Source organism: Streptomyces sp. AM25, from assembly GCF_058146165.1.
Genome location: NZ_JBKIWN010000135.1, coordinates 1 through 11567, shown reverse-complemented (window position 1 = coordinate 11567; position 11567 = coordinate 1). Strand labels below are relative to the sequence as shown.

Below are 11567 nucleotides of genomic sequence, written 5' to 3'. Positions count from 1 at the left end.
CAAGCCGTCCACACCCTCCTCACCTGCGAAAACGAAGGATGAAAAAGGTTCAGTGGCAGACCGGCGGCACATCGAGGCTCCGGTTCGAGACGGTGACTGGCAAGGTCATCCGCCCCAACAGGAGCCTCGATGCTTTCGTAGCGGCACATCCCCGCATCGTCACCACGCTGTGACCAGCAACTTCACCCAGCCAACCGGGCTTTGCAACAACCCTGTACGCGGAGCCCCGTCCTTCTACACCAACTTCACCGAACCGCTTGACAACCAGACCTCGGCCCTATCTTCCCGGCATTGACTTTGCAATCGCCCTGGGATGTGAGGCAAGGCTGCTTTCATGGGAAAGCCCCCCAGGGCTCAACAAACCCCTGCGCCAGAAAGCCTGACGCGCGACACGGCTTCGATGCGGGTCAGACCCGGCGGAGGACCACACCACTATCACCATCACTCCTTCATTGCTTGCGTCGCGGCCCCACCGGCACCGTTGCATCCCCGTGACCTGCATACCTGCAAGATCACCCTGATTCTGCAACCGCCCTGATGTCAGTACGAGGCGGCAGCGGAACCGGCACAGCCGGAAGGCCGTCCATGCTCATGGCGTTTTTACGCTCAACGTAATCCGCATGAAAAGACTCGTCGCGGCGTCCGAAATATTCCGCCAGCAGACGCCGTTCCCCCCGGTACTCGAGAAACGGCACGGAAAAACCACAGGAGTCACTCACTCTCTCAGCGGTGACCACAACAACCACTCTTGCGCCAGGATCTCCTGCAGCCGGGAAGAACCGGATCAGCTCTCCCCACCGCGGGTCATCACGGAACACCGTCTCACCGCTCCCGTGAACACGCACAACATTGGGCCGACGGCCGAAAGAGCACCACATCAGAGTGATCCTGCGGTTTTCCCGCAGGTGTGCCACGCTCTCCGCACTGCTTCCAGTGAAGTCCAGGTAAGCCACAGTCTTGCCATCGAGTACCGCAAGACTCCCGTCGACGCCTTTCGGCGAAACATTGACGTGCCCGCTCCCGGACAAGGGGGCAGTAGCCACGAAGAAGATGTGCTGCTCCTCGATGAACGACCGCAGATTTTCGTCTATGCCCTCGTGCACATTCGCCATACCGGACAGTCTCGTCGGATCCTCCCGGGGAGACAAGCAGAGTCCGCCATGCGGGCACCCCTCCCGTGAGCTGTCTCTGACGGATACTCCGTCAGAGACAGCTCACGGGAGAGTGAGGATGGTTTCAGGAAAGTCATCTTGCTCTACCATGATCGCTGGGAGGCGGAATCGGCCTACCGGCAGGTCAAAGCGTTCCAGCGTGGGCCCGCGCAGGTGTTGCGCTCGGCCACTCCGGCACTGGTGCACCAGGAGGTCTGGGCACATCTGGTGGTGCACCACTGCCTGAACAGGGGATGGTGTCCCGTGTGATGGTGTAGGCGATCAGCTGTGAGTAGTGCGCCGGTGTGCTCCGGCTGATGGTGCGCGCTCCCTGCGCACGGTACGGGCCACCGTGCAACTCTCCCTGATGAACGCCCAGTTCATCGTGGGAGGAGACACGCAGTGGCCCTGTCCCAGTCTGAACTACTTCGCCTGCTGGATGCACTGCGTTCGGCCGAGGGACTCGAACTCGTCCGCGGTGTGGCCGAGAGGATGCTGCAGGAGCTGATCGAGGCCGAGGCCGCAGCGAAGATCGGTGCCGAGTGGAACGAGCACACCGATGCCCGCACCAACTACCGCAACGGGCACCGGGACAAGACGCTCACCACGCAGGCCGGCGACCTGGAGCCGGCCATCCCCATACTGCGGGCCGGGAGCTTCTTTCCCCTGTCTGCCGGAACGGCGGCGCCGCATCGACCGGGCCCTCTACGCCGTCATCATGGAGGCATACGCCGAGGGCGTCTCCACCCGCAGCGTGGACGACCTGGTCAAAGCGTTGGGCGGGGACAGCGGGATATCCAGGAGCGAGGTCTCGAGGATCTGCGCCGCCCTGGACGAGCCGCTGAACGCGTTCCGCACCAGGCCCCTGGACCACACCCGCTTCCCCTACGTCTACCTCGACGCGACGTACTGCAAGGCCCGGGGTCCGTCACCAGATCGCCTCGAGGGCCGTGGTGATCGCGACCGGTATCACCGAGGACGGCGGCCGCGAGGTCCTGGGCGTGATGGTCGGCGACAGCGAGACCGAAGTCTTCTGGACCGAGTTTCTTCGTCACCTGCGCGAACGCAGCCTGAGCGGGGTCCGCCTGGTCCTCGCCGACCACCACACCGGGCTGGTCAACGCGATCCGCAAGGTGACGATCGGCGCCGCCTGCCAAAGATGCCGCGTCCATTTTCCACGGAATGTCTTCGGGGTGATCCCGAAGGACGCCGGTGAGATGGTCGCCGCGACGATCCGCACGATCTTCGCCCAGCCCACCGCGGCCACGGTCCGCGCCCAGGTCGACACCGTCGCCGAGATGCTCGGCAGCCAGTTCCCCAAGGTCAGACAGATGCTGCTGGACGCCAAGGACGACCTCACCGCCTTCGCCGTGTTCCCGGAGCGGCACTGGAAGAAGATCCAATCCACGAATCCCCTGGAGCGGGTCAACCGGGAGATCAAGCGCCGCACCGACGTCGTCCAGGTCTTCCCCAACGACGACGCCCTGCTGCGGCTGGTCACCGCCGTGCTCTTCGAACTCCACGACGAATGGATCGCCTTCCCCCGCCGCTACATGCCCGAGCGCAGCATGGCCGAGCTCTACCCCGAGCCCCCCGACAGCACCCCCGCACTACCCCACACCACCAACACGACCGCCGATTGATCGCCTACACCACCACAAGGGACACCATGCACTGGACCGGCCACCCCCTCCGCCGAGTCCGCACCAGCCGCCTCGCCTACAAGCTCACCGAGTGAACCCGAATAGAGCAACAGAGTCGACCGTCGGTCACAAAGCCGTCGAGCACGGCACCGGCTCGGGTTACTCCGGCGCCCTCCTCGCCCCGAGACGGCACGTCGCCGCCGCAGCGCGAGGGGGCTGACCGTATATTGGCGAGTGCCACCAGGCCTGCCGAAAGGCACACTTTACGGGTGTGGGGGGAGGGATTCGAGCGCACGCCCCCCGCACCGCCGAGTGAGTCCGGCAAAGCCACGGGGTGCCGGCAGGTGTCCGGGCCGGAGTTGCACGCTTCCCCACCCGGGCACCTGCTTGAACATCCGGCATGAGGGTGCACACGCCGCGAATCCTCTGCTGCTAGCGGTGGTTTGTTGATGGCGATTCCGGGCCGTAGTAGGCCGGTTGGTGGGAGCTTCGCCTGTTTCTCGGGGGCTGTGATGACCAAGCGTGTGCCATGTCCGCCTGCTCCGGGGCCGCTGGAAGCGTATGCCGCGCGTTTCGATGACCTGTTCTCCACGCTGGCACAGCGCCGGGGATTCCGTGAGTATCTGGCCGGGTTGCTTCTGCCGCGGGACCGGAACAAGACGCTCACCTGCCTGGCCGGGACAGAGCCCGTGGTAGGCGCCCAGCACCGGTCGGTGCAGCGGCTGCAGTTCTTCCTGTCCGAGTCGACCTGGGACCACGAGAAGGTCAACGCCCGCCGCATGGAACTGCTGCTTTCGGACCCGGCGACCGCTCCTCACTCGGGCGGGGTACTGGTCATCGACGATTCCGGTGACCGCAAGGACGGGAGTGCAACCGCGCATGTGGGCAAGCAGTATCTCGGCTCGGTCGGGAAGATCGACCGCGGTGTCGTCACAGTGACCACCTGCTGGGCCGACGAGCGCGTCTACTATCCCCTGCACGCCGTGCCCTATACCCCCGCTCACCACCTGGGCCTTCACCCCGGATCTTGGACACTTGAGAGGCGGTTTCCAGCAGTGGTTGCGAATCACCTGGTCAATGAACCTTTTTCATCCCGTCCCTTGAAGGGTGAGATGTGCAGGTCAGAGGGGGTGACGTGGCAGGGCCCCTCGTCGTTGGTGTGGTGACTTCACTCATCACACCGGTGTCCGAGGGGCCCTGTTGGTTCCGTATCTTTCCACGCTCGACGTCCCGCACGAGCTCGTCGAACGCGTGGCGTGGCTGATCCACGCCCGCCGGCGGGAGCTGAAGTCTCCCTGGCGGAGGCCGGGTTGTTTCAAGCAGGCCCTGCTGGTGCTGGCGCATCTGCGGAAGAACGAGACGTTCGCGCAGGTGGCGGATGGTTTCGATGTCTCCACCACGACGGCCTGGCGGTATGTGGACGAGACCCTCGGGATCCTGGCCGCGTGGACACCGGGTCTTCGCGAGGCCCTCGTCGGCCTGGGTGAAGGGGACTTCGTCATCGCTGACGGGACGCTGATCCCCACCGACCGGATCGGAGCGGACGAGCCGTACTACTCGCAAAAGCACCAGCGGCACGGTATGAACGTGCAGGTCGTCGCCGGGACGGGACCCCGCTGTGGTTCTCCCGCGCGCTGCCGGGACGGACCCACGACCTGACCGCGGCCAGAGCCCACGGCATCGTCCAGGCATGTCCGACCCGGCAGATCCTGGTCCTGGCCGACCGCGCTTACCAAGGCGCCGGCGCCACCGTCCGCACCCCCTACTACCGACACCGCGAACTCCCGGACCACTACCAGTGGTTCAACCGCGTCCACGCACGCCTACGAGCCCCTGGCGAACGCGCCTTCGCGCAGCTGAAGCAGTGGCGCATCCTCCGCAAGGCCCGCTGCAGCACCAACCGCATTGGAACCGCCATCCAAGCCGTCCATACCCTGCTGACCTGCCAAAACGGAGGATGAAAAAGGTTCACTGGGCGAAGCGGGGCACCGGCTGGAGCGGATTCCGAGTCCACTTCACCGAGACGTGCGACGATGACCGGCCCGCGGTGGTGAGGCACGTGGCCACGGCAATCGCTCCGGTGTATGGCTGTGCACGCGGCAACGGGAGTCGTTCCGACGAGGCTTCGGGAGTCACCTGAAGCCCTCGCATGATCGATGTCGGTGAGCTCGGGAGTCACTGTGGCCTTCCGCACGGGCGAGTGCGGCCGTTGCTCGCCGCTTCTCCTGTCGTTCGCCCTCGCTCCGCTCGGGGCGCGCCACCTGGATCAGCGGCTACATCAACGGCAAAGGCCGCAGCTGTCGCTGTCCCTCCCCTCGTAGCGAGTCCGTGTTTGCAGGGGAAGTTGGGGTTCATGGAGTCCGAGCAGCGGAGGTACATGTCTGGGTTCGGTGAGGGTGCTGTACGCATGGTGGTCGAGACGGGCAGGCCGGTCCCGGAGGTCGCCGAGGAGCTCGGTGTCCGCTCCGGGACGCTGCACAGCTGGGTGTCGTGGTGGCGACGCAACGGCTCGGCGTCCTCCGGCCGGCCCGTGCCGGCCACGGCTGGCAGCCGGGTCAGGGAGTCGGAGCGGGCTGGGCTGGAGCGGCTGCGGCGGGAGACGGCGGAGAAGAACAAGTTGACAGAGCCTGCCGGCAGCACAGGGGGCGGGCGTTGGAGGGCCGGGAGCTTCTACCTGCCGAAGTCGTGGGCGGACGATCCTGACCACTGCCGAGCCGCAAAGGTCCCTGGAGAACAGGGGTTTGCAACCAAGGCCGAGCTGGCTCGCGCGGTCATCCGTCGATCAGTTCTCCGGGTCGGTGAGCACGCCCGGGCTGCTGGGCCCGTTCGGGGGGAGGGTGAGGGTGGCGATTGCTCCGCCGTCAGGGGCGTTGGCGAACGTGAGGCTGGCGCCCAGGACGTGGGAGTGTCCGAGGGCGATGGTGAGTCCCAGCCCGTGGCCGGTCTTGCCAACGGCCGTGATCTCGGTGCGGAAGCGCTGGGGGCCGTGGGTGAGGAGGTAGGCGGGGTAGCCCTCGCCGTAATCCCGAACGGTGATGACGGGCCCGTCGACGGTGATGTGGACGGGCGCGGCGCCGTGTTTGTGCGCGTTGGCGATCAGGTTGCTCAGTACCCGTTCCAGACGGCGGCGGTCGGTTTCGATGCGGGTGCTGTGTATGACGCGTACGTGCGTGTCCAGCCCGGCCATGGCGGCTGCCCGTTCGGCGATCGGGCCGAGGTCGTGAGTGCCGAGGTCGGCGCGCTCGATGTGTGCGTCGAGGCGGGAGATTTCCAGCAGGTCCTCGGTGAGGTGGCACAGCGCCTGCACCCGGTTCTGGACGAGCTCGGTGGGGCGGCCGGGGGGCAGCAGTTCAGCGGCGGCGCGCAGGCCGGTGAGGGGGGTACGCAGCTCGTGTGCGACATCTGCGGTGAAGCGCTGTTCGCTGTGCAGCCGCTGCTGCAGGGTGTGGGCCATGGTGTCGAGCGCGGCGGAGACGGCGGTGACCTCGTCGTGGGTGTGTTCGGAACGGGCCACGCATGGGTTGTTGACCCGGGCGTCGAGGTCTCCGGCGCTGATCCGGCGGGCGACCTGGGCGGTGGTGTGCAGGTGGCGGGTTATCCGGTTGACGCAGAACGACCCCACAGCCAGCGTCAGCGCGATAGACAGGAGGGAGGAGAGGGCGATGGTGCGGTCGAGGGCCGCGATCCGCTCTTCGCTCTTGCGGTAGTCGAGGGCGACGGCCAGTACGTGGCCGTTTTCGGCCGGGCCTGCGGCCCACATGACGTGGTGGCCCGTGTCCTCGCCCTGGACCCTGCCGGCTTCGGTGCCGCGCTGCCCGGAGGCGGCAAGCGTGCGCAGGGAGGCGGGCAGAGCGGCGGGGTCCACGGCGGCGCCGCTGCCCGGCGGCTTGCCCGAGGTGTAGTGGGCGGCGGCCGTCTCCAGGGTGGCCAGGGCGTCTTTGCGGGCGCGGTCGGCGCTCTGGTGGGTGACGGAGATGTGCACGAGCGTGCCCAGTACGGCAGTGAGGGCGCAGCACATGACGGTGATGAAGATGGCGAACTTGCCCTGGAGCGTGGCGGTTCGTGCGTAGGGGTTCATCCGCCGCAGCAGGCGTTTCGGCCACGGGGGGAGGGGCCGGATGCACCGGGCAGGGCGGGAGGTCATGACGCGGTGGGTGCATGCAAGGCCGTGGGCTGTGCACGCCGGATCTCATGGACTTGCTCCGTCAGGTAGTGGGCCTGCGGGTTCCACCGGTAGAGCTGGCGGGACTCGTAGTCAGGGCGGGTCTCGTCATAGACGTGCACGATCAGGTCGTGGCCCGACACCTCCAGCGACCGCGGGTGTGTGAAATAGGTGGACATGATGCGGACCAGCGCCCCGTCGCGCAGTGTGTACACGCGCAGGACCAGGGAGTGTTCTGCGACGTCGTTCATCTCGAAGCCGACGACCAGTTCGTCCCGGCCGTCCCCGGTCAGGTCGTGGTATCGCGGCGTGCGCAGGGGACAGCCTTTTTCGCCCGCAGCCCGGCAGGCCAGGATCGCGCGAGCTGTCTCCTTGCCCATGCCGTCCGGGCCCACCTGGTCATCGGGATGCGCCCGCACTTCCGCCTGGACAATAGCGAGGGGGGCAACGCGGCGGATGTCGTCGGAGGGGGCGTTGGGAATGCCGGGCACCGGCGCGGGCGCCGGTGCGGGGCTGTCGGCGTTGCGCGGGGGCGGCGCCGGGGTGGTGTCCGGCCACAGCTGCACAGGGGCCTCGACCACCGGAGCCGGCCCGGCGCTGCGCAGACCGCCAGCTCTGTCGCAGCCCGAGAACGGCAGCAGGAGCAGTACGCCGACCAGCGCCAACGCGGGCACGGCGACGGCCGGTGTCCACCCCGGGCGGGTGACGCTGCAGGCGGCGGACCTGGCGGTACGCCTCATGAGGCGATGAGGTCGGCGTAGAGGATGATGTTGTCTGTGCGGTGGCCTTCGACGATAGGGCCGCCACAGGTGAGCAGACGCAGCTCGGGGCGGTTGGTGTCGCCGTAGACCTTGTCGGTCGGGAAGTCCTTCTTGGCGACCTGCTGGATCTCACGGATCTTGAACGTAGCGGTGGTGCCGTCCTCACGGCCGACCTTGATCAGGCCACCGACCCTGGCCTTCCCGATGTTCTTCATCAACGCCGGGCCCTTCACGGTGTCGTAGTGGGCCACGAAGACGGACGGGCCGATCTCCCCAGGAGTGACGCTCCGCGTATACCACCCTGCCTGGCCGGCTTTGTCGACCGAAGGCACGGCCAGTTCTCCCCGGCCGTCCACATCCAGAGAAAGAAGGGGGCTGGCGTCCACACCTGCCCCAGGGATCTGGAGCCGGGTCGGCTTGGACGGCTCCATCGGCTCAACGGATTCGGCGTCCGCGGCGGCTGAGGCGTTGTCGACCCTGACAGCGGGGCCGGGGGCATCATCGCCGCCACAGGCCGCCAGCCCTCCACCAAGGGTGAGGACAAGTGCGCCGACAGCAGCAAGACGGCCGGACCGGGATGCGGCACGGGCGTTCACAGGGACTGGCTCCAAAGATTCCGGGCGCGCACGGCAGGCGCAGGCGCGCGTGTGCTGGGTTACCGGCACGGGGGCGGGGTGAAAGAGGAGGGGCCGCCGGTAGAGGCAGGAGGGCGACCCCTTCCCCGCCATGACACGTGTACGACAGGGCGCAGAGCGCCGTCAGCTGTTGCGGCGACGCAGAAGGGTGAAGCCCAGGCCCGCGGCAACTGCAGCGGCACCGCCGCCGGCGAGCAGCGTGGTGGTGCCGTGGTCGGCGCTCTGCACGCCCTCGGCACCGGCCTTGACGCCGCCCTTCGGAGTGATCCTGGTCTGCTTGTCGCCCTGCTGGCCCGGGCCCTTCGTCCCCTTGTCCTGGGTGCCGTGCTCGCCGGAGGTATGCGGCTTGGCACCCTTGCCGCCCTGGGTCTGAGCGGTGACGGTCTTGCCGTCGGCGTTGAACTTCACGTAGACGCCGTCGTTGTAGACCTCGCCCGGCTTGAGGACCTTGACGGCCTTGTCCTCGCCCGCGCTCTTGACATACGCCTTGCCGTCCTTGACAACGGCCTCCATGCCGCCGCCGATGTCGTAGGACGTACCGCCCTTCCACGGCTGGCCCTTTACCGGCTGCTGCGGCGAGGCAGCCGGAGAATTGTGCGGCGCCGGGCTGTCGGCGAACGCGGCAGTCGCAGGTATCAGCAGCACAGAACCGGCAGCAGCCGCTACAGCGGCAGAACGGATCAGCTTGCAGGTGTACGCCATCGGAGGATCCTTTACCTCGGTATGTCCGATCAGACATCAGCCACCGCCCGCGCTCTGAAGCAGGCGGCACTTGAAAACGTAGATACCAAAAATCACCCCTGTATAGCGGATTTGTAACGAACATCGCGAGATCAGAACGCAATGACGTAACGCCCCCGCTCCGTGCGAGTCCGTTGCGTCACCCCGTCAAGACCGCTATGAGGGCCGCCACTTCGATCACGGACTTTCGCAACACACGCCGCAGGCACATGTCAGCTGTGACAGGACGCCCGCCGGTGGAGTTCGTTCACGCGTAGGCAGCTGCGCGAGCGCGCGAGGACGGGCGACGGAGTTGGTGCACCGTGTCCGGGCCAGGCAGGGCAAACAGTCCGCCTTGGCGGACTTGACCTGGATGTAGTCGCGTCCGCTGATCTGCAGCGGTCTCCATTCCACGCTGACCGTGCACTGCAACAAGTGGCGCTGCGCTCGTCCCAGTTGACGGTGAGCGTGGAAATATCAACCCCCTTGTGCCGTGGAGGTCTTTCAAGCGGCCAGCTCCATGATGGCGTTGGCCTGATGGTCTTGTCCGTAGCCGGCCGGGCTCCGGTACCCGCACCCGCTGTGCAGCCGGCGGGCGCTGCAGGAGCCGGTGATCGGAGGTGGCGGTCTTCAGCCGTGCCCCGGTGCGGGTGGTGAAGGTACGCCGGTGGACGTACCCGGCCTTGAGCACACTGCTGAACGCCTCGCTGACGGCGTTGCCGAAAACACGGGCCGGCCCGGCCCGTGGACTGGGTCAGGCCGGGCCGGCGGCAGGCCCGTCTGAAGCGCCGGGACTGATATCCGCTGCCGCGGTCCGAGTGGAAAAACACGCCCCTGACGCCGCCGCACATGGCCGCGGCCATGTGCGGCGGAGGCGACGGCCAGCTCCGCGTCGTGGCGCCCGCCCATCGCGTAGCCGGGCAGGCGGCGCGAGAACAGACCGATCACGGTGGCCGGATACAGCCTGCCCCCGCCGGTGACGATCTCCCTCATGTCCCCGGCCCATACCCGGTCCGGGGCATCGGCGGTGAAGCCGCGCCGCACGAAGTCCGCGAACGCGGGCCGCTCGCCCGCCCTGGCCACCCCCCGGCGCCTTCGGACCGTGCATCCCGGCCAGGCCGAGTCCGGCCATCAGTTCCGCGGCGGTGTCCACCAAGACCCTCCAGCCCTGGCGCACGAGCGTGATCCAGACCTCCGGCGAGCCATACGCGCCGCCCGGCTCACCGAAGACCTGCCCGACCGCGTCGGCCAGCTTCCCGCACCGCACCTCACGGGCGGTGACAGGCCGATGACGCCACTTGCAGAACCACGACTCGCCCACGCCCAGGACGCGGCACGCCAGGGTGTGCGGAATGTCCTGCCCAACCCTGCAGCCGCTGACCACCCCGGCCACCCGGGCCCGGTCCGCAGCAGCTGCTTCACCCACAAGGCCACACAGCGTCTGAAGACACCGCACCCCATCTCCAGCCCGCGGACCCGCTTGTTCTTCTCCGCCGTCTCCCGCCGCAGCCGCTCCAGCCCAGCCCGCTCCGACTCCCTGACCCGGCTGCCAGCCGTGGCCGGCACGGGCCGGCCGGAGGACGCCGAGCCGTTGCGCCACCACGACACCCAGCTGTGCAGCGTCCCGGAGCGGACACCGAGCTCCTCGGCGACCTCCGGGACCGGCCTGCCCGTCTCGACCACCATGCGTACAACACCCTCACCGAACCCAGACATGTACCTCCGCTGCTCGGACTCCATGAACCCCAACTTCCCCTGCAAACACGAACTCGCTACGAGGGGAGGGACAGCAGCCACCCGCCGTCGGCTCCGGCCAGTTCCTCCAGCGCGGCCCTCAGCGTCTCGCCGACCAGCTCCAGCCCGCTGAGCGTGCGCACCGCGGCCAGCACATGCGTGGCATCGGTGCACTGCCGGCCACCGGCCTTCAGCAGTCCCGCCTCGACCAGACGTGCCAGCATCACCCGCAACAGCCGGTCAGCAGCGTCGTCTTCGGCCAGCCGGGCCCGGAACTCGCTGAGAACCGAGTAGTCGAAGCCCGGGTCCTCCAGCCCCAGGCCCAGCGCGTACTTCAGATCGATCCTCGTCCGCACCGCATCCGCCGCCGCACGGTCCGAGAGGTTCTCCGCGAACGGCAGCACCGACACCAGCGCCAGCTGCCCCGGCGAGAACCCCGGCCGACCGTCGGACGGATACAGATCCGCGAACCCCTCGTCCCCGAACAGCACATCCAGCCGGTCCCGCACCACCATCGCCGGCGTCCCCTTCGGACACGCCGCCCACGCCGTACGCACCGTCCTCACCGGAATCCGCTGGAAACTCCTCGGCCGCAGCGACACCACACCCACCCCCGGAACCCGAGGCCACCCCGCACCCTTCCAACGAACCACCAGCCAACCCCGAAGTCAGCCCGCTTCGAACATCGCCAACGGAGTCACGGCATTGGCCCTAGGGCGCGTTTCGGAAGTCGAGGGAGTGTCATGAATTAGGTGGGAACT

Annotated in this window: 7 protein-coding genes and 4 pseudogenes; 4 read left to right on the top strand and 7 right to left on the bottom strand. The window is 67.6% G+C overall.

Annotation, left to right across the window (positions count from 1 at the left end):
- Window positions 1-512 precede the first annotated feature (512 nt).
- Window positions 513-1112, bottom strand: coding sequence for a pyridoxamine 5'-phosphate oxidase family protein (locus ACLHRZ_RS39595; RefSeq protein WP_490423455.1), 600 nt, complete (start codon window positions 1110-1112; stop codon window positions 513-515).
- 441 nt (window positions 1113-1553) lie between these two features.
- Between ACLHRZ_RS39595 and ACLHRZ_RS39590 the strand changes: the two are divergent.
- The 4 pseudogenes from ACLHRZ_RS39590 to ACLHRZ_RS39575 form a co-directional block, all read left to right on the top strand.
- A pseudogene (locus tag ACLHRZ_RS39590) lies at window positions 1554-2794 on the top strand (IS256 family transposase).
- Between the two features lie 512 nt (window positions 2795-3306).
- A pseudogene (locus ACLHRZ_RS39585) lies at window positions 3307-3801 on the top strand (IS701 family transposase); the annotation flags it as partial.
- 152 nt (window positions 3802-3953) lie between these two features.
- A pseudogene (locus ACLHRZ_RS39580) lies at window positions 3954-4755 on the top strand (transposase family protein).
- Between the two features lie 188 nt (window positions 4756-4943).
- Window positions 4944-5345: pseudogene (locus tag ACLHRZ_RS39575) on the top strand (transposase); the annotation flags it as partial.
- A 231-nt stretch (window positions 5346-5576) separates the two neighbouring features.
- On the opposite strand, the gene ACLHRZ_RS39570 reads toward ACLHRZ_RS39575, so the two are convergent.
- The 6 genes from ACLHRZ_RS39570 to ACLHRZ_RS39545 all read right to left on the bottom strand — a co-directional run bounded on the left by ACLHRZ_RS39570 (window position 5577) and on the right by ACLHRZ_RS39545 (window position 11363).
- Complete coding sequence (locus ACLHRZ_RS39570) at window positions 5577-6872, bottom strand: ATP-binding protein (RefSeq protein ID WP_490423456.1); 1296 nt, start codon at window positions 6870-6872, stop codon at window positions 5577-5579.
- Window positions 6873-6934: 62 nt separating this feature from the next.
- Window positions 6935-7696: a hypothetical protein gene (locus ACLHRZ_RS39565; RefSeq protein ID WP_490423454.1), complete on the bottom strand. Its 762-nt coding sequence runs from the start codon at window positions 7694-7696 to the stop codon at window positions 6935-6937.
- On the bottom strand, window positions 7693-8313 hold the full coding sequence (locus ACLHRZ_RS39560; RefSeq protein WP_490423453.1) for a class F sortase: 621 nt from the start codon (window positions 8311-8313) through the stop codon (window positions 7693-7695). The genes ACLHRZ_RS39565 and ACLHRZ_RS39560 overlap by 4 nt, the downstream gene beginning before the upstream one ends.
- A 162-nt stretch (window positions 8314-8475) precedes the next feature.
- Window positions 8476-9054, bottom strand: a complete 579-nt coding sequence (locus ACLHRZ_RS39555; RefSeq protein WP_490423452.1) for a hypothetical protein — start codon at window positions 9052-9054, stop codon at window positions 8476-8478.
- Between the two features lie 1149 nt (window positions 9055-10203).
- Window positions 10204-10788 (bottom strand): transposase, encoded by a 585-nt coding sequence (locus ACLHRZ_RS39550; RefSeq protein ID WP_490423451.1) that lies wholly within the window; start codon window positions 10786-10788, stop codon window positions 10204-10206.
- 56 nt (window positions 10789-10844) lie between these two features.
- Window positions 10845-11363: a transposase gene (locus ACLHRZ_RS39545; protein ID WP_490423450.1), complete on the bottom strand. Its 519-nt coding sequence runs from the start codon at window positions 11361-11363 to the stop codon at window positions 10845-10847.
- Window positions 11364-11567 lie beyond the last annotated feature (204 nt).